Source organism: Flavobacterium sp., from assembly GCF_013822155.1.
Taxonomy (GTDB): Bacteria; Bacteroidota; Bacteroidia; order Flavobacteriales; family Flavobacteriaceae; genus Flavobacterium.
Genome location: NZ_PNJW01000004.1, coordinates 1 through 20226 on the forward strand (window position 1 = coordinate 1; position 20226 = coordinate 20226).

Consider the following 20226-nt stretch of genomic DNA (forward strand, 5'->3'; position numbering starts at 1 on the left):
TTAAATTTTTTAAGTCATTTTGAAGATCATTAAATAATTCTTTTTTCTGACTTAATAATAATGTGTAATTAGCTAATTGTTTACTTTTTTCGATTACATCTTCTTCCAAGTGGATTTTTACAGCATTAATTTTTTCTTTATCTCGAATGAGTTTTAGCTGTTCTAATTCAAGCTCTAAAAGCTTTTTAGTTTTTTCAGCTTCTAAGTGTGCTTTTTTTCTTTCTTTCTCTATCTTTTTCCGAATTCTGAACGAAATGAAATAGATAAATAGGACAGAAAAAAGAATATATAAAATGAAAGCGAAATTAGTTTGATACCATTTTGGAAGTATTGTAAAACGATAGGTTGTTTCTTTTCCATTTATCCCAGATAAATTTCTACTTTTTACCATGAAAGTATACGTTCCGGGACTTAAATGAGTATATTCTTTTGAAGAAGTGTTTTGCCAAGCTGACCAAGATTTATCTATTGGGTCAAGTTTATGGCTAAATTGAATTTGTGTTCCTTTTGTCATTTCAGGTGCTGCATATTCAAAACGCAAACCATCGGTTTTATTTGGGAATTCTATGGTTTTAGAATTATCAAGTGCTGATGCAAGCTGTTTTTGATTTACATTATAATGGATAGAGGTAAGCAGCGTAGGAACTGTTGTAGTAGTTAAATTGTTTTTTAAATTATAAAAAAACAACCCGAGATTGGAACCAAAAACAATCTGATTTTCTGAAATAGGTACAATACATTCCATTCCTCTATTGAAATACCCTTTTAAGTTCAAAAACAAATCTTTATTGATGGATTTATCTTTAGTATTTGTGTAGAAATAACCTGCTTCATCATCAGAAACAAACCATGTTTTTGAACCATATGTTATTAATTTTCGAGTGTTTTTTGTTGGATCAAGAATATTGTTAAGCTTAGAGTGTAATAAAAATTTGTTTTTTACAGCATTGTAACTATAAATACCTGTATTGGTTGTAAAAATAATTTCGTTCTTCCATTTTGTCACATTTACATTATAAAATGATTTTAAACCATTTTTATCAGTAAAATGCTCTACAGCTATTGCTTTTGTGTAATCTTGATTTAAATGCACTTTAAACACGCCTTGGTAGCCATGACATATCCAATAGGTGTTCTTTTCACCTGATGGAAGAATGTCTCTTGCTGATTCATCAAAGCCTTTAATTTTATGTACTATTTCCCATTTATCAGCTATTTTTTTTAACAAAAATAAGCCTGTATAATTTGAGGCTAAATAGGAGTTTTCCTTTCCTTCAATGGGGGTTATTTTCCAAAACCCTGATTCACTGCCAATTTTAATTGGCTTTAGACCGTCTAATACGAATAAACCATTATCATGCCCTATTATTACATCATTTGATGCTAATGTTACGCTCCAGGTTTGGCCTTGAATTCCATTTAATTTGATGAAATTATAATAAGTTCCCGGAATATTATTCAAAGACATATCCGCATAATAAACGCCTGAATTAGTTGCCAAATATATCTTTGAGTTATGTATTAAAACATCATAAACGGATGCTTTGTCAAATAGATTAATATAAGATGGATTATAATCTACAAACGACAAACCATTGTTGTATAAAACCCAAAAATTGTCTTTGGATTTATATAGATTATGAATGGCAATGTTTTTTAATCCGCTATAGGAAGGATTGTGGTAGTTTAAAGTACCATTGGTGCTGAATTCTATTACTTTAGAATTAAGTGTACCAATCAAAATTGTTTGAGCATTCTTTTGAACAGCACAAGTAATTTGGTCGTTTTGATTTTCATTAAATAACGAAACGATTTTTACAACTTCTTTATTAAGTGTATTGCCAGAGTAAATGGAGCCCGATTTAGTGAAAAGCAAAATAGTATTTGGTTTCCCGGAATGGTGCATGGCTGAAATCTCTTCGTTGTTGAATTTACCGGCTTCAAAAACAAGTTCTAATTCTTTGTCTACTATGTTATAACTATATATTCCGTGGTTGGCATCATGTACAAAATAGCGATTGTTAATCACGGCGGAATTTAGAAAAGATTGATTACAAGGAATAAATAGTGCAGTCTTGCCTGTAATAACAATCAATCCATTAAAAGTTCTACAAACGATAGCGTTGTTTATTTCTTGAATTTGCCAAACATTTTCAATGTGTTTGTTTGTTAAATGCAATTCTTCAATCAGGGAAGTGTAATAATATTGACCGAATTCATTTTTTTGTAATGTTCCGAATTCATTATATCCACCGGCATAAATCTTTCCTGATTTTGTTTTCAATAAACTTCTTATAGAGGAATTATTCGGTAGATTGATTTTATTCCAATGATTTCCATCAAAGAAGACAGCACCATCATTATTTCCAAAAATGGTGATTCCTTGATTGTCTTCACACATGGTCCAGAATTGTGGATCTGCATTAAATTGGGAACGAGTATAATTTGTGATTTTAGCAATTGGATTCAACTTTAACTCACTTGAGTCTAGGTATTGCCCCAAACATACTGTTGTAATATGGAAAAAAATAAAAGAGAGTAAGCTTAAATTGGTTTTCATTTTCTAAAATAGAATTTTTTTATAAGAAAAAACTAATTTTTTCAACAAAAATAACAAATAAATACAATAAATGAGTAGTTTTTATTCAAATTAATAAACTGGATTATAGTTGGTTATAAAAAATAGTGAATTAAAAAAGTAATCATGTCTTAATTTGATGAGACGCAAGTGTATTAATTAAAGTTAATATAAAGTTAATATAAAATAATTTTATCCAGCTTTTTGCCACGAAAACGTTAGAGTGCTTTTCAAAATTGAGTATGTCATAATTTATTGTCTTATTTTTTTTGAATCCTCTATTTTTTTGTTAAAAAGTGAAAACTCAAAAACTAACAAAATTTTTAAAAAACCTTTTTATGAAATTTAACAAGTATTTAAGCTTGCTTTTTCTCTTTGTGATTTCAATTGCTGCTGCTCAGCAAGTTGAAATCAAAGGGAAAGTAACAGAAAACTCAAGTAGTTTGCCTCTACCTGGTGTCAACGTTGTCATTAAAAACACAACAAGAGGAACAACTACAGATTTTGATGGAAATTACACCATCAAAGCAGCACCAAATGAAATATTGGTGTTTTCATTCGTCGGTTATGAATCAAAAGAAGTAACTGTAAAAAGTGAAAACACAATTAATGTTTCTTTAGCTGAAGAAAACAAATCATTAGAAGAAGTAGTTGTCGTAGGGTACGGTACTCAAAAGAAGAGTGTGGTAACCGGTGCTATTTCCAGTATCAAAGCGAAAGACATTGAAAACATTCCAAACGGTAGAATTGAACAAACCCTTCAAGGAAGAACGTCAGGGGTTATTATTGCTGCCAATGCCGGTCAACCCGGTTCTCCAGCAACAGTTCGTGTTAGAGGGATAACTACTTTTGATACGTATGGTGGAAATAATCCACTTTGGGTGGTTGATGGTGTTATTGTAGATAATGGTGCTATCGGTTTTGTTAATCAAGCTGATATCGAATCTATGGAAGTTTTAAAAGATGCCGCATCGCTCGCAATTTATGGAGCAAGAGCTGCATCCGGAGTTATTTTAGTGACTACTAAAAAGGGAAAACAAGGTAAAATGACTTTAAACTATAATGGATTTTATGGTGTTTCCTCTCCAGCCAAAATGCTTAATTTATTAAATGCTACGGAGTATGGTGCCATAATGAATGAAAAAGCGGTTGCAGCCGGACAAAATTTAGTATTTCCTGATTTATCAACTTTAGGAGTTGGTACAGATTGGCAAAAACAAATATTCAACAACAATGCTCAACGAAATTCACATGAAGTAAGTGTAGGTGGTGGTGGTGAAATTTCAACATTCTTTTTATCATTCGGTTCTTCCGATCAAGAAGGAATTGTAGCTACAGAAATTTCTAATTACAACAAAAAGAATTTCCGTATAAATTCCACACATAAATTTAAAGAATGGGTTACTATTGGTCAAACACTTGGTTATACTCATCAAAAAGGGATTGGACTTGGCAATACAAACAGTGAATTTGGAGGGCCGTTAAGTTCGGCGATTAACTTAGACCCAACTACACCTGTTGTAGTAACGGATCCTGCTATTGCTAATGCGGCTCCTTATAATAACAATCCTGTTATTAGAGATGCCAATGGAAATCCGTATGGTATTTCTACTCTAGTAGGTCAAGAGATGACAAATCCTTTAGCTTATATCCAAACTAGATTAGGCCAATATGGTTGGTCTGATGATTTTGTTGGAAATATTTATTTTGACTTTAAATTACATAAAGATTTTAAATTCAGAACAACAATTGGTGGTAAATTAGCCTATTGGGGAGCAGAAGGGTTCACCCCTGAATACTATTTAAATGCTTCTACTTTGACCTCTCAAAATAATATTTCCAGAAGAAATAATAAAAGTTTTGGTTGGAATATTGAAAATACGTTGACCTATACCAAACAAATAGAAAAACATAATATTACGGTTTTATTAGGTCAAGGTGCCTATCAGGATAATAAAATATATACTGAAACGGGTGTGACTTATTTTGATATTCCGGTAACTAATTACCAAGATGCTTCCTTTAATTTTGATGTTCCTGCTTCTCAACGTTCTTCTTATTCTGTTGATGGGGTAGAGCATAATGTAAATTCATTATTTGCCCGTGTTAATTATGATTATAATGAAAAATACTTATTCAATGGGGTAATCAGAAGAGATGGTTCTTCACGTTTTGGTCAAAATAATCAATATGGTGTTTTTCCTTCATTCTCAGTAGGTTGGGTTGCCTCTAATGAAGATTTTTGGAAAGAAAATAAAGTGGTTACTAATTTAAAAATCAGAGCCGGTTATGGTGTTACCGGTAATGATGCAATTCCTGATTTTGGTTATCTATCAACCATTGGTGGTGGAAGAAACTACACTATAGGTGATGCCGGTAATATTACTTCTGGATATAGTCCAAATGCTCCTTCAAACCCTGATTTAAAATGGGAAGAAACGGCTCAAACCAATATTGGTTTTGATGCTAAAATATACAATGATTTCAACTTTACGTTTGAGTGGTATAAAAAAGTCACCACAGGAATTTTACAATATCAACAAATTCCTGGCTATGTAGGTGCAACAGGTCAGCCTTTAGCGAATATTGCTGACATGGAAAACTCAGGTTTAGAATTTGAATTGGGGTATAAAAAGAAATTTGGAGACTTTAATCTTTCTGTAAATGCAAACTATTCTACTTTGAATAATGAAGTTACTCATTTAGGAAATGGAATTGAGTATATTACCAATGGTTCTGCAGGCTTCCAATCAATGGGACCTATTACCAGAACGCAAGTGGGGGAAGCATATAATTCTTTTTATGGTTATCAAACAGCCGGTATTTTTCAAAATCAAGATGAGATTAATGCTTATACTAATGGTGACGGAGGTTTAATTCAACCGGATGCAAGACCAGGCGATTTCAGATGGACTGATTCTAATGGTGATGGAACAATTAATGACGAAGATAGAGTTTTCTTAGGAAGTTCATTGCCAACGTATAATTATGGATTTACCATAAACTTAGATTATAAAGGATTTGATTTTATGGCATTTGCTCAAGGAGCAGGAGGGAATAAAATCTTTCAAGGACTTAGACGTTTGGATGTTGGTAATGCCAATTATCAAACAGATGCATTAGGCAGATGGACAGGTGAAGGAACTTCAAACAGTTACCCAAGATTAACTAACAATGATACAAATGGGAACTTTGGTAAGCCTTCTGATTTTTATTTAGAAGACGGAGATTATTTACGTTTGAAATTAATTCAATTTGGTTATTCATTACCTAATGATGTAATAGGAAAAGTAGGATTACAAAAATTACGATTCTATATTACCGGTGAAAACTTGTTAACCTTCACAAAATATACCGGTTACGATCCGGAAATTGGAGGAAGTGTGTTTGGAGTTGATAGAGGATATTATCCACAAGCTCGTTCGGTAATGTTTGGTGCTAACTTACAATTCTAAAAAATAAAAAACTATGAAACATAAATTTAAATTAGTAATCGTTTCTGCCTTTTCTATAGGGTTGGCAGTTTCGTGCTCCTCAGATTTTTTAGACGTGGAGCCTAAAGGTTTGGCCTTAGAGTCAAATTATTATCAAAATGCAGATGAGGCCTATGCAGGACTTGTAGCTATATATGATGTGATGAGAAAAAATTCCGGCGGTTTCGAAAACATGATTACCATGTTTAATGCCGGTTCAGATGATCATGTTGCCGGTGGTGGTGGAGCTACAGATGGTGTTGGCATTCAATCTTTCTCAAATTACACCATTGATTCTAATACCATTCCGGCTAGTTTTTGGAATGATTATTACCAAGGTATTTTTAGAGCAAATGTGTTATTAAGTAAAATACCTGATATTCCGATGGGAGATGATTTAAAAGTAAGATTTACGGCTGAATCTAAAGCTCTTCGTGCCTATTATTATTTTAACTTGGTAAGAATGTTTAAAAACATTCCATTAATTACGAATACGGTTTCAGCTAATGATATGTATAATATTCCACAAGCTAATCCTACAGATGTATATGCTCAAATTGAGCAGGATTTAATTGATGCCATTGCTGATTTACCACCAACAGTAAGTTTATCTACTGAAGCGGGTCGTTTTACTAAAGGTTCGGCTCAAGCCTTATTAGGGAAAGTTTACTTATACCAAGGCGGTAAAAATGCATTAGCTGCAGAACAATTTCAGGAAGTTAATGGAACTCCAGGTGGAACTAGTCAATATGGATATAAATTGTTAGATAATTTTAATGATTTATGGGTGGTTACCAATAAATTTAATACCGAATCTATTTTGGAAGTAACTCATACTAGTCAAGGAAATTCGTATTGGGGAATTTGGGGAACCGGTCAAGATGAAGGAAATACAGTAAACGTAATGGTAGGACCAAGAGGATATACCGCTATTTCTTCTACTGCACCTGACTTACCATCCGGTTGGAGTTTTAATGTTTTAACACAAGATTTTTATGACTTTATGGCTGATGATCCAAGGTTCGGAGCTACAGTTTTAGATTTAAAAGCTATGAAATTAGCAGGTGAAGTTGACTACATTGGCGGTTATCAAGACACAGGTTACTTTTTAAATAAATTTTTACCAAGACAAGCTGATGCTCATACCGGAGCCGGTGATGCAGTTTTAAATTATAAACAAAACACCTATGCAATCAGACTTGCTGATACGTATTTAATGGAAGCGGAAGCTCTAGGTGGAAGCGGTACAAGAGCTCAAGCTTTATTAGATGCTGTTAGAAGCCGCGTTGGTTTACCATCTGTTCCTGTTTCAATGACTACAATTATGGATGAAAGAAGAAGAGAATTAGCCGGAGAAGGTCATCGTTGGTTTGACTTAGTAAGAACAGGTCAAGCTGCTTCAAAATTAGCCTCAAGAGGATTTGTGGCAGGAAAACACGAAATATTGCCAATTCCATTTAAAGAGTTAGAAAACACTTTATTGGTTCAAAATCCAAGTTATAACTAATAGAAAAATAAATCACCCATGTTATCTTATTTCCAAAAATAATTGATGACATGGGGGTTTACTAAAAAACGTATAGTAATATGAAAAAAATTAAATTTCTAATCTGTTTTGTTTTATTACAAACATTAGTAATAGGTTGCTCTGAAGAAGATGGAATTGGGACTGATTTGTCTTCCCTAAATTCGTCTGAACCAACTGCAACTTCAAAAATATTCGATATCAGCGATGATAATTCGGGTAATGTAAGAATAACACCTTTTGGTGAAGGAGTAACAGAATTTACGGTTAATTTAGGTCATGGTGATGGAGAATTAGTTTCTCTCAGCCCCGGAAACAGTGTTACACATTCTTATCCTGAAGGAAGTTATACCGTAACAATCGTGTCAAGAGGAATCACCGGAATTGAAGTAGAAAATACTTATCCATTACAATTGGTTTACAGAGCTCCTGAAAATTTAGTAATCAATAAAAACTTAGCCGGTTATGATTTAACAGTTTCTGCTACAGCAGATTATGCAAACGGCTTTTTAGTTTATTTTGGTGATGTTACTAATGAAGTTGGTACACCAATGGCAGTTGGAGAAACATTACCTCCTCATACTTATGCAGCACCTGGAGTTTATAATGTAAAAGTTATCGCTTTAAGTGGTGGAGCAGCTCAATCTGAATTAACAGAATCAATCACAATTTTTGCACCATTTTCATTACCAATTACTTATGAAAGCCCAATCCAAAATTATAACATTGGTGGAACTTTTGGCGATGTAAGCGTCGCACAAGTAGCTAATCCATTTTCGGGAGGAATAAACACTAGTGCAACTGTTAGAAAATATACAAAAGCAGTTGGAGCTCCTGGTTGGGGCGGAACATGGACACCGCTTAGTACTCCAAACGGAACACCAATCAATATTGATAACGGAAGTAAAATCAAAGTAATGGTTTATTCTACAGAAGTGGGTAAAATGCTTAATGTAGAACTTGAACAAGGCTCAAATGGGGTTTCAAATAAAATTCTGAAAGTGGCTTCAACTGTAGCAAATCAATGGGAAGAACTATCTTTTGATTTTGGGACATTTGGAATTCCTGCCGGAACTACTTTCAATCAATTAGTATTCAGATATAACGATTCAGCTAACGGTACCGGTGAAGTAATTTACCTTGATAACATTAAACAAACTAATTAATACCAAGAAAAAATGAAGAAAAATTTTAAATATATATTTGCTCTTGTTGTTATGGGTGCCACTTTTTTTGCCTGTAATAATGATGAAGATTATTCTTTGGGGGATTTAGATGCACCAACTAATTTAGTAATAACTACAGAAATAGTTGGTCAAGATGTTAATAATCCTGAAGGAGATGGTTCAGGCGATGTAAAAATAACCATTACCGCTGATAATGCATTGTCTTATAAAGTAGATTATGATGCCGATAATGCAGTAGACTTGGTTTATCTTCCTACTGGGAAAGTAACTAAAAAATATACAACGTTAGGTGTTAATACATACAGAATAACAGCAGTTGCTTATGGGAAAGGTGGTTCTTCTACCGTTATCACAAAAGATATTACCGTTCGTAGCGACTTTAATGTGAATCCACAAATTGTAACTGATTTGACTAATAATGCATCAAAAACATGGATGGTTGATAAAAGTGTTCCGGGACATTTTGGTGTTGGACCATGGATTGGTTGTGTTACTCCATGTTGGTGGGCAGCTGCAATTGATGAAAAAGTGAATTGTTGTAATTGTTTTTATACCTCAAGATTTACTTTTACCAAAACAGTATCGAATACCTATACACTTGATGTTTCAACACCTGATGGAGCTTTCACCAAAACAGGTTCGTTAGCTTCGATTCCTGGTATTCCTGCTTCAGGAGATGAAGGTTGTTATCCGTATGCCGGTGGTTCAAGTTCATTCAGTTTTGTGCCGTCCAGTACAGGAATTGATGCATCAACACCTTCCACACAAACTAGTATCTTGTTATCTGGTACTACCACGTTTATAGGATATGGATCATTACAAAAAGAATACGAAATCATGGTTTTAGATGGAAATTATATGTACCTAAGAGTTCAAGGAACTGAAACAGGAAATTCTTGGTATTTAAAATTAAAACCCGCACCATAAATTAAATAAGATTGCCCCGAAATAGAATTTATTTTCGGGGTAATCATTAACACTAAATTCAAATGAAAATCTGCACCGCTTTCAAAAAGAATCTTTACCTTTTTATGACACTGTTTTGCTTACCGATTTTAGGTTGTAGCAGCGATAATTCTGATGGAGGTGATGCTATCACGCCATCAAATCTGGCAGTTAACATAACTAAATTAGGTTTCTCAGATTCTACTCCTAATGGTGATGGAAGCGGTACGATTTCATTGACTGCAACAGCGGTTAATGCTACATTGTATAAAATAAATTTTGGAAATGGGCAGTTGGTGGAATCAACAACGGGAATTGTAAATCATACGTTTACAGACATGGGCACAAACACCTATACAATTTACGTTTCCGCCTATAATGGTGCAAAGTTTATTTCTAAAACTATTACAACAATGGTTTATGTTTCTCCGGAATTATTATGGTCTGATGAATTTAATGTTAATGGAGCTCCTAATTCAACCTATTGGGGTTATGACATTGGAACCGGTTCAAACGGCTGGGGAAATAATGAAGCTCAATATTATACTAATCGTCCTGAAAATGTAATTGTGCAAGACGGTATTTTAAAAATAAATTTGATTAAAGAAGTATATAGTGGTAGCAATTATACTTCCGCTAGAATTTTGACAAAAGATAAATTTTCTTTTAAATATGGTAGAGTAGAAATCAAAGCCAAATTAGCTGCCGGTGGAGGAACTTGGCCAGCTCTTTGGATGCTTGGCAATAATATAGGAACTGCAGGTTGGCCAGGATGTGGCGAAATTGACATCATGGAACATGTTGGTAATTCTCAAAATAAAATTTACGGAACACTTCATCATCCGGGTCACTCGGGCGGAAATGCGGACGGTGGAAATGTAACTATTTCAAATGCCTCTACTGAATTTCACGTTTATGCTGTAGATTGGACATCATCGTACATCAAATTTTATGTGGATAATCAATTGTATTATTCTTTTGTAAATAATAATAGTTTGCCCTTCAATCAAAATTTCTTTTTAATTTTTAATTGTGCCATGGGTGGAAATTTTGGAGGGAATATTGATCCAAATTTTACATCAACAACTTTAGAAGTTGATTACGTTAGAGTTTTCCAATAAAAATATGTTTGTTTAAGTTAGTTGTTTCTTTGCCTTGCTTCTATTCTTGTTGAATAGAAGCATTGTAAAGAACAAAAAAGCAAACTTTTACTTCCTTGGAATCCTTAAATTGCAATAAAATACTACCATGAAAAAAACAATTTTACTTTGTTGTTTTCTTATTCCATTTATAGGAATAACTCAAGATTTGAAACTGATGACCTATAACATTCGTTTGGATGTCGCTTCTGACGGTGAAAATAGTTGGGCAAACAGAAAAGATTTTTTTACAGCCCAAATCAAATTTTATGAACCCGATGTTTTTGGAATACAAGAAGCAACTCCTAATCAAGTAATTGATATTTCAAACGAGTTAACTCAATATAATCAGGTTGGAATTGGGCGAGAAGGAGAGGGAAAAGGAGAATCTTCAAACATATATTTTAAAAAAGAGAGATTTAAAGTAATAACAGAAAATACGTTTTGGTTATCAGAAACACCAAATCAAATTTCAAAAGGTTGGGATGCCGCTTTTAATAGAGTTTGCACCTATGTTTTATTAAAAGACACAAAAAAAAACATTCTTTTTTGGGTTTTCAATACGCATTTAGACCATGTGGGAGAAATTGCCCGCACCAACGGTATTGAATTGATTTTAGCTCAAATAGCAAAAGTAAATACAAAAAATTATCCTGTTTTTTTTATGGGTGATTTCAATTCGGAACCTTCTACGGAAAGAATTATTTCACTACAATCAAAAATGAATGACAGTCGTGAAATTGCCATTCAAAAACCGTTTGGACCTACCGGAACTTTTAACGGATTTAAACACAATGAACCGGTTACAATTTTAATAGATTACATTTTTGTGTCTAAAAATAATACCCTAAAAATTAACAAATATGCAGTTTTAAGTGATTCTAAAGATCTAAAATATCCTTCCGATCATTTGCCTGTATTCATCGAAGTGAATTATAAATAATGAACAAACTATAAATAATGAAATTTTTATTTCTATTGGTAATGATGGGCTCATTAGCAAATTGCAGTGAATCAGGGAATTCAACAACACCTACTGATCCAATCACACCATCCGTTAACGAAGTGGATTTTTGGCTCACGAAAGGAGATCAAACTATAAAACTTGAAAAGCAAGCCACAATATTGAAATTTGGCACAACCACTAATATATATCCATCAATAGATATTAATCCAAATGATGTTTATCAGTCGGTTGAAGGTTTTGGATTTACACTAACCGGTGGTAGTGCACAAGTTATTAATCAACTAAGCACTTCAAAAAAACAAGAACTTTTACAGGAATTGTTTGGGAACTCCACGGCATCAATTTCCATAAGTTACCTCAGAATCAGTATTGGAGCATCTGATTTAAATGAAACAGTTTTTTCATATAACGATTTGCCTTCGGGTCAAACGGACACCTCATTGGCTCAATTTAGTCTTGCTCCTGATATGACACATCTTATCCCGTTGTTAAAGGAAATCTTACTCATCAATCCTAATATCAAGATTATGGGAAGTCCTTGGTCACCTCCAGTTTGGATGAAAGATAATGGCAGTTCTGTTGGCGGTAGTTTACAACCACAATATTACAGCGTTTATGCTAACTATTTTGTAAAATACATTCAAGCCATGCAAGCTGAAGGAATTACTATTGATGCTATTACTCCTCAAAATGAGCCTCTACATCCGGGAAATAATCCCAGTATGTATATGACAGCTGCTCAGCAAGCTGATTTTATAAAAAATCATTTAGGCCCAGCTTTTCAAACAGCATCCATAGCTACAAAAATTATTATTTATGATCATAATTGTGATAAACCGGAATATCCAATTCAAGTTTTAAACGATGCCTCTGCAAAATCATATATTGCCGGTTCTGCTTTTCACTTATATGGAGGAGATATTAGTGCACTTTCTATTGTTAAAAATGCTCATCCTACCAAAGATTTATATTTTACAGAACAGTATACTTCCAATACGGGAAATTTTGATGGTGATTTGCAGTGGCATGTGAAAAATGTAGTCATTGGCTCCATGCGAAATTGGAGTAAAATAGCCTTAGAATGGAATTTAGCGAACAACGCCTCTTTTGGGCCGCATACTCCCGGAGGTTGTACAACCTGTAAAGGGGCAATCACAATCAACAGTAGTTCGTCCTTTGCTAAGAATGTTGGTTATTATATTATTGGACACGCTTCTAAATTTGTTCCGGAAGGTTCTATTCGAATTGGAAGTTCAGTGGTTGGAAACTTATACAACGTTGCTTTTAAAAGACCGGATGGAAAAAAAGTAGTTATAGTAGTCAATGATGGAAATAATTCTGAATTATTCAATATAAAATATAACGGAAAATGGATTACCACTTCGCTTGATGCCGGTGCTGTTGGAACTTATATATGGTAAATTAAATATAAAAAAGACATGAAAATATTACTCTCGACACTTTTGGTTTCTTCCTTACTATTTGGACAAACCAAAGATAAAATAAATTCAAATCAACCAAATCATCAATCCGTTACGGTTTATACTACGGCACCTGATTCTAATCTAAAACTAACTAAAACCGATGTGCTCACTTTTAAAGTATACAAGCAACCATTGGAAACTCAACTATGTGTTTTTGTTCACCCTAATAAAACGAATCAAACTTTTTTAGGAATTGGGGGAGCAATAACAGATGCCAGTGCTGAGGTTTTTGCTAAATTACCTCTTACTAAACAGAATGAATTTTTGGATGCCTATTTTGATAAAGAAAAAGGAATAGGTTATACTCTTATTCGAACCAATATTCACAGTTGTGATTTTAGTTCCGGAAGTTATACCTATGTAGAAGAAGGAGATAAAGAACTCAAAACATTTTCGATTGAACATGACCTAAAATTTAAAATCCCACTGATAAAAAAAGCAATGGAAAAAGCCGGCGAAGCTACGTTTTATGCCAGTCCATGGAGTCCACCGGCATTTATGAAGGATTCTAAAAACATGCTAAAAGGAGGTAAATTATTACCTGAATTTTATCAATCTTGGGCTAATTATTATGTAAAGTTTGTTCAAGCTTATCAAAAGGAGAATATTCCGGTTTGGGGATTAACGATTCAAAATGAACCGATGGCTACTCAAATTTGGGAATCTTGTATTTTTACCGGCGATGAAGAAAGAGATTTTTTAAAAAATTACCTCGGACCTACACTACATAAAAATGGTTTAAAAGAGGTTAAAATTACAGTTTGGGATCATAACAGAGATTTACTTTCACAAAGAGCTAGTGCTGTTTTAGATGACCCGGAAGCTGCAAAATACGTTTGGGGAATTGGATTTCATTGGTATGAAAACTGGAGTGGAGGAAACCCTATGTTTGAAAATGTGGCAAAAGTGCATCAAATGTATCCGGATAAAAATTTATTATTCACAGAAGGTTGTGTGGAAAAATTCAGTGCTGAAAAATACCAATTTTGGGCAAACGGTCAACGTTACGGTCGTTCAATGATTCACGATTTCAATAACGGAACCGTAGGTTGGACCGATTGGAATATTTTATTAGACCAAAACGGCGGACCAAATCACGTAGGCAACTTTTGTTTTTCTCCCATTCATGGCGACACATCAACCGGAGAACTGATCTATACACCATCGTATTATTTTATCGGACATTTTTCAAAATTCATTAAACCCGGAGCAAAAAATATTAGTAATTCGGTTAGCCGAAGTCAATTAATTGCCACGACTTTTCAAAATCCAAATGGCGAATTAGTAACGGTTGTCATGAATGAGTCTGATAAAGAATTAACCTATTTATTGAGCAATAATAGTCAAGTGAGTGAATTGAAAATTCCAGCTAAAGCGATACAAACATTGGTTTATTAATTTAATTTAGATGAATAAGAAAGTAATACTTTTATTTATAGGATTCCAATCATTTTTAGCAATTTCACAGCAGAAGTCAATTAATCAAAAGGTAGAAGATCTTTTGAAACAAATGACTTTAGAAGAAAAAATTGGTCAACTTAACCAATATACAGGAGATAATACCGTTACCGGACCGTTAACAATCAATCCTAACAAAAAAGAAGAAATAAAATCAGGGAAAATTGGGTCGATGCTGAATGTGATGGGTTCTACTTATACAAGGCAATACCAGGAAAATGCCATGCAATCACGTTTAAAAATTCCATTATTATTTGGTTTAGATGTTATTCACGGGTATAAAACTACTTTCCCAATTCCCTTAGCAGAAGCGGCTTCATGGGATTTATCAGCTATTGAACTTGGTGCCAGAATTGCTGCAACAGAAGCTGCGGCATCAGGTATTCATTGGACATTTGCACCCATGGTTGACATTGGACGCGACCCTCGTTGGGGAAGAGTGATGGAAGGTGCAGGAGAAGATACTTATTTAGGTTCTAAAATAGCCTTTGCTCGCGTAAAAGGATTTCAAGGTAAAAAACTAGGTGATTTAGATGCAGTAATGGCTTGTGCAAAGCATTTTGCAGCCTATGGTGCTGCGGTTGGTGGCCGCGATTACAATTCAGTTGACATGAGCGAGCGGCTGTTGTGGGAAACCTATTTGCCTCCTTTTAAAGCAGCTGTCGATGCAGGAGTTGCCACGTTTATGAATGCATTTAACGACTTAAACGGAATTCCTGCCACCGGTAGTTCCTACCTTCAAAGAGATATTCTTAAAGGAAAATGGAATTTCAAAGGATTTGTAGTTTCTGATTGGGGTTCTATTAGTGAGATGATTGCTCACGGTTATTCAAAAGATGCTAAAGAAGCTGCTTTACAAGCCATAACTGCCGGTTCTGATATGGATATGGAAAGTAATGCTTACCGATATAATTTGGAACAATTGGTGAAAGAAAAGAAGGTTTCGTTGGCTTTGATTGATGACGCCGTAAAAAGAATTCTATACAAAAAATTTGAATTAGGGTTGTTTGATGACCCTTATCGATTCTGCAATTTGGAAAGACAAAATCAAGCGTTAAATAATCCGGAGCATACAAAAATTGCCAGAGACATGGCAAAAAAAAGTATTGTTTTACTCAAGAACGAAAAGAATGTTTTACCACTTGCTAAGGAAACAAAAACAATTGCCTTTATAGGGCCAATAGTTAAGCCAAAACGAATAAATCACGGCTTTTGGGCAGTAGATTTAAAAGAAATTGATTCAACCTATATTGTTTCGCAATGGGAAGGATTAGAAAATAAAGTAGGTAAAAACACTAAATTACTTTATGCCAAAGGTTGTGGGATTGAAAGCGAAAGCAAAGCAGGTTTTCAGGAAGCAATTGATGTAGCAATTCAAGCGGATGTAGTTATTTTAAGCATCGGAGAAGCATGGAATATGAGTGGTGAAGCCAAAAGTAGAAGTAATATTCATTTGCCGGGTGTTCAGGAAGATCTAGTAAAAGAACTTCAAAAAACAGGAAAACCAATCGTGATTTTAATAAATGCCGGTCGTCCATTAATTTTTAATTGGATTGCTGATAATATGCCCACAATTGTTTATACTTGGTGGTTGGGTTCGGAGGCTGGAAATGCAATAGCTGACGTTCTTTTTGGTGATTATAATCCAGCCGGAAAATTACCCATGACTTTCCCACGGGAAGAAGGTCAAATTCCGATTTATTATAACCATTTCAATACCGGAAGACCTTCCATTAATGAGGATAAAATATACAAATCGACTTATATTGATTTACCAAATTCACCTAAATTCCCTTTTGGATATGGATTAAGTTATACGTCATTTGCTTATTCAGATTTGAAATTATCAAAGCAAAAAATGAAAAGCAATGAAACGATTGAAGTTTCATTCACACTAACAAATACAGGAAAATTTGTAGGGGAAGAAGTTGTGCAGCTCTATCTTCGGGATAAAGTAGGTTCTGTTGTTCGCCCAATATTAGAATTGAAAGATTTTAATAAAATAGAATTGGAAGTAGGTGAATCAAAAACCATTAATTTTAGTATTGATAACCAAAAATTATCTTTTTATAATGAAAAACTGGTATTCGATTCTGAAATAGGTGATTTTGACATAATGATTGGGTCGTCTTCTACAGATATTAGATTAAAAGGCAGATTTGAATTGGTGAAATAATTTAAGTAGCTTTGAATTTCTTATTAATTTCTAGAATCGAAATATTTTATATTAATAAGTAAAGAGAAACCTCTTAAGGTTTCATAATTTTTTAAGGTTTTCTAAACCAATTAAATGAAAAAGGTTTTCACTAATTTAACTACTTGGGTTTTAATAGCAATTTTTTTAGGGGCTTTAATAGGTCATTTTTTGCCTGAAACAGCCGTTCAATTACAGCCTTTAGGAACTTATTTTATAAATGTAGTGAAGGTTTTTATCAATCCAATAATTTTCTTAACCATTTCTTTGGGAATTAGTGGAATGGGAAGTTTAAAAAAAGTGGGAAGAGTTGGTGGGAAAGCACTTTTATATTTTGAAATTGTCACTACACTTGCTCTTTTAATAGGTGTTGTTGTAACTTGGATTCTTCAGCCGGGAAACGGAGTTGAAACGATTTCATCTCGGCCGGAGGAAATTTCAAAATATGCAACCGGTGCTGAGACATTTGGATTATGGAACTTTATAAAATCAAACCTAACCATTCAGGTTTTGTTATTTTCTATCCTTTTTGGGACGTTTTTGAATAAATACAAACACAGTGATAGAATAAAAAAATACCTCAGCTTTGCTTCAAAATATGTTTTTAAAGCACTCCATTTGGTTATGCTATTTGCACCTCTCGGTGCTTTGGGAGGAATTGCCTATACTATAGGTAAATTTGGAATAACAACGATGATTCCTTTAGCAAAATTAATGATAACGGTATATGTCACCATGGCGTTATTTATTTTTATTGTACTTGGGGCTATTCTTAAATATCATAAAATCAGCATTTTAAAATTTTTGAATTATATAAAAGAAGAATTATTAATAGTTTTAGGAACTTCTTCTTCTGAATCCGCTTTGCCATCCTTGATGGAAAAACTCGAAAAAATGGGTTGCTCAAAATCAGTTGTTGGACTTGTTGTTCCTGCCGGCTATTCGTTTAATCTTGATGGAACAACGATTTATTTGTCGATGGCTATTTTGTTCTTAGCTCAAGTTTATAATATTGATTTAAGTTGGACTCAAATGGGAACAATTATTGGCGTACTAATGATAACTTCAAAAGGAGCTGCGGGAGTAACAGGAAGTGGATTTATTGTATTAGCATCCACACTTTCAGCGGTCAAAGTGATACCAATTGAAGGATTGGCCTTGTTGCTTGGGGTAGATCGATTTATGAGTGAAGCTCGTTCTATTACTAATTTTATAGGTAACGGAGTAGCTACTATCTTTTTAGCAAATAACGAAAATGAATTTGAAAGATTAAAAATGGAAATAGCTTTTACTAAAGAAGTATACGAATATGAAAAACATGAAATTTAAATGGCATTTTCTTTTACTAATAACTTTTATCAGTTCATTCGCTTTACAGGCTCAAGTAAAAGTTGCTGCTATTTTTTCAGATAATATGGTTTTACAACGACACACTAAAATTCCGGTTTGGGGCTGGGCTAATGCCAATGAAAAAGTTTCTGTACAATTTAATAATCAAACTAAAACAACCAAAGCAGACCAAACAGGAAAATGGATTGTTCGTTTAGATGATGAAATGGCCGGTGGTCCTTATGTTCTTAAAATAAAAGGGAAAAATTCGATTGAAATTAAAAATATTTTAGTGGGCGAAGTTTGGATATGTTCAGGACAATCAAATATGGAATGGACAGTTGGGCAAGCGGATGAAGCAGAAAAAGAAATAGATATGGCTAATTTTCCTCAAATTAGACATGTTAAAATACCAAAAGAAATTAATTCCTTTCCCGCTTCAGATATTGAAAAAACAGCATGGGAAGTTTGTTCCCCAAAAACAGTAGCGAATTTTACGGCAATCGGTTATTATTACGCAAAAGAATTAAACAATAAACTGAATATTCCAATAGGAATAATTAATGCTTCTTGGGGAGGTACGAATATAGAAACGTGGATTAGTAGAGAAGGATTTGAACTTGACAGTGAGTTCCGAGATATGATTTATAGTATGCCTAAAATTGATATTCATTCACTTTTAGACGCCAAAATGGAAGCGGCAAAAACTCGAATTGAAAAAATTCAAAATTCAAAATTAAATCCTGAGAATGTTTCTTTATATAAAGAATTGAATTATAAAGACAGTAATTGGTCAGAAATACATCAACCCGGCATTTGGGAAGAACAACAATTGGGCAATTTTGATGGCGTTGTTTGGTTAAGAAAGCATTTTACCATTTCTGAAATTACTGAAAATTGTACCATAGAAATTCCGGCAATCGATGATAATGACATCACGTTTATAAATGGAATAAAAATTGGACAAACAAATGGTTGGGATGAAAAGCGAATGTATAAAATTCCTTCGGGAATATTAAAATTAGGCGATAATGTTATCGCTATTTGCGTGGTTGACAATGGCGGCGGCGGCGGTATTTATGGCAATTCAGCAGCATTGAAAATTATACTGAACAACAAAGAAATTCCATTAGACGGAAATTGGAAATTTCAAGTAGAATCAATTAAAAACAGTATTAATGAAAACGATTTTCCTTCACTTTGTTTCAATTCTATGATTCATCCATTAATTCCTTTTGCTTTTAAAGGAGTACTTTGGTACCAAGGGGAAAGTAATGTGTCAAGAGCTTTTCAATATCGAAAAACATTCCCGATGCTAATCAGTGATTGGCGTAAAAAATGGAAAAATGATTTCCCTTTTTACTATGTGCAATTAGCAACTTATAAAACAACAGGAAATAGTAATGAAGGATGTGCTTGGGCAGAACTTCGCGAAGCTCAAACAAAAACATTATCAGTAAAAAACACAGGAATGGTTGTAACTACTGATGTTGGAAACCCAAATAACATCCATCCCTCGAATAAGAAAACTGTTGCAAAACGATTGGCATCTATAGCTTTTACTAATTTAAATAATGAAAACATGATTTGTAACGGACCAACCTTTAACTCTTTTGAAAAGAAAGAGAAGCAACTAATTGTTACTTTTAATTCTTTAGGAGCAGGATTAGTAACCACCAATGAATATGGATTTGTTAACGGATTTGAAATTGCAGGTGAAAATCAGGTTTTCTATCCGGCAAAAGCATACATCAAAGAAAATAAAGTGGTAGTGAGTAGTGAGAATGTTTTAAATCCAATCGCTGTTCGCTTTGGATGGATAGGCGATGCTTCTGAATTTAATTTGTTTAACGTAGAAGGATTTCCTGCCGTTCCGTTTCGTTCAGATGAATGGAAAACAATTACTAAAGAGGAGAAATATAAAATTGATATAATCGTAAACTAATT

12 protein-coding genes are annotated in these 20226 nt (G+C 33.7%); 11 read left to right on the top strand and 1 reads right to left on the bottom strand.

The window, feature by feature from the left end; translation table 11 throughout:
• Positions 1-2560 (bottom strand): triple tyrosine motif-containing protein (locus tag C0512_RS01930; protein ID WP_290858460.1); only part of this gene is annotated, 2560 nt, incomplete at its 3' end.
• A 356-nt stretch (positions 2561-2916) separates the two neighbouring features.
• Here C0512_RS01930 and C0512_RS01935 point away from each other — a divergent pair.
• The 11 genes from C0512_RS01935 to C0512_RS01985 all read left to right on the top strand — a co-directional run bounded on the left by C0512_RS01935 (position 2917) and on the right by C0512_RS01985 (position 20224).
• A complete protein-coding gene (locus C0512_RS01935; protein WP_290858461.1) occupies positions 2917-6033 on the top strand; it encodes a TonB-dependent receptor in 3117 nt (1038 codons plus the stop codon).
• A 13-nt stretch (positions 6034-6046) separates the two neighbouring features.
• The gene (locus tag C0512_RS01940; RefSeq protein WP_290858462.1) at positions 6047-7558 is read left to right on the top strand and encodes a RagB/SusD family nutrient uptake outer membrane protein; all 1512 of its coding nucleotides are present in this window, start codon (positions 6047-6049) and stop codon (positions 7556-7558) included.
• Between the two features lie 80 nt (positions 7559-7638).
• The gene (locus C0512_RS01945; protein WP_290858463.1) at positions 7639-8742 is read left to right on the top strand and encodes a hypothetical protein; all 1104 of its coding nucleotides are present in this window, start codon (positions 7639-7641) and stop codon (positions 8740-8742) included.
• 12 nt (positions 8743-8754) lie between these two features.
• Positions 8755-9690 carry a hypothetical protein gene (locus C0512_RS01950; protein WP_290858464.1) on the top strand — a complete coding sequence of 312 codons (936 nt, stop codon included), beginning with the start codon at positions 8755-8757 and terminating at the stop codon, positions 9688-9690.
• 104 nt (positions 9691-9794) lie between these two features.
• Positions 9795-10829, top strand: a complete 1035-nt coding sequence (locus C0512_RS01955; RefSeq protein WP_290858465.1) for a glycoside hydrolase family 16 protein — start codon at positions 9795-9797, stop codon at positions 10827-10829.
• Positions 10830-10956: 127 nt separating this feature from the next.
• Complete coding sequence (locus tag C0512_RS01960; protein ID WP_290858466.1) at positions 10957-11790, top strand: endonuclease/exonuclease/phosphatase family protein; 834 nt, start codon at positions 10957-10959, stop codon at positions 11788-11790.
• 17 nt (positions 11791-11807) lie between these two features.
• Positions 11808-13235, top strand: a complete 1428-nt coding sequence (locus C0512_RS01965; protein WP_290858467.1) for a glycoside hydrolase family 30 beta sandwich domain-containing protein — start codon at positions 11808-11810, stop codon at positions 13233-13235.
• A gap of 18 nt (positions 13236-13253) precedes the next feature.
• Positions 13254-14696 (top strand): glycoside hydrolase family 30 protein, encoded by a 1443-nt coding sequence (locus C0512_RS01970; protein WP_290858468.1) that lies wholly within the window; start codon positions 13254-13256, stop codon positions 14694-14696.
• A gap of 10 nt (positions 14697-14706) precedes the next feature.
• Positions 14707-16932: a glycoside hydrolase family 3 N-terminal domain-containing protein gene (locus C0512_RS01975; RefSeq protein WP_290858469.1), complete on the top strand. Its 2226-nt coding sequence runs from the start codon at positions 14707-14709 to the stop codon at positions 16930-16932.
• 114 nt (positions 16933-17046) lie between these two features.
• Entirely contained in the window at positions 17047-18279 is a 1233-nt protein-coding gene (locus C0512_RS01980) for a cation:dicarboxylase symporter family transporter (RefSeq protein WP_290858470.1), read from the top strand.
• Positions 18269-20224 carry a sialate O-acetylesterase gene (locus C0512_RS01985; protein ID WP_290858471.1) on the top strand — a complete coding sequence of 652 codons (1956 nt, stop codon included), beginning with the start codon at positions 18269-18271 and terminating at the stop codon, positions 20222-20224. The genes C0512_RS01980 and C0512_RS01985 overlap by 11 nt, the downstream gene beginning before the upstream one ends.
• The last annotated feature ends 2 nt before the right edge of the window (positions 20225-20226 follow it).

What these genes read in the sequence shown, in the direction of transcription:
- C0512_RS01935 (WP_290858461.1), top strand. Translation starts at nt 2,917, where the DNA reads ATGAAATTTAACAAGTATTTAAGCTTGCTTTTTCTCTTTGTGATTTCA.
- C0512_RS01940 (WP_290858462.1), top strand. Translation starts at nt 6,047, where the DNA reads ATGAAACATAAATTTAAATTAGTAATCGTTTCTGCCTTTTCTATAGGG.
- C0512_RS01945 (WP_290858463.1), top strand. Translation starts at nt 7,639, where the DNA reads ATGAAAAAAATTAAATTTCTAATCTGTTTTGTTTTATTACAAACATTA.
- C0512_RS01950 (WP_290858464.1), top strand. Translation starts at nt 8,755, where the DNA reads ATGAAGAAAAATTTTAAATATATATTTGCTCTTGTTGTTATGGGTGCC.
- C0512_RS01955 (WP_290858465.1), top strand. Translation starts at nt 9,795, where the DNA reads ATGACACTGTTTTGCTTACCGATTTTAGGTTGTAGCAGCGATAATTCT.
- C0512_RS01960 (WP_290858466.1), top strand. Translation starts at nt 10,957, where the DNA reads ATGAAAAAAACAATTTTACTTTGTTGTTTTCTTATTCCATTTATAGGA.
- C0512_RS01965 (WP_290858467.1), top strand. Translation starts at nt 11,808, where the DNA reads ATGAAATTTTTATTTCTATTGGTAATGATGGGCTCATTAGCAAATTGC.
- C0512_RS01970 (WP_290858468.1), top strand. Translation starts at nt 13,254, where the DNA reads ATGAAAATATTACTCTCGACACTTTTGGTTTCTTCCTTACTATTTGGA.
- C0512_RS01975 (WP_290858469.1), top strand. Translation starts at nt 14,707, where the DNA reads ATGAATAAGAAAGTAATACTTTTATTTATAGGATTCCAATCATTTTTA.
- C0512_RS01980 (WP_290858470.1), top strand. Translation starts at nt 17,047, where the DNA reads ATGAAAAAGGTTTTCACTAATTTAACTACTTGGGTTTTAATAGCAATT.
- C0512_RS01985 (WP_290858471.1), top strand. Translation starts at nt 18,269, where the DNA reads ATGAAATTTAAATGGCATTTTCTTTTACTAATAACTTTTATCAGTTCA.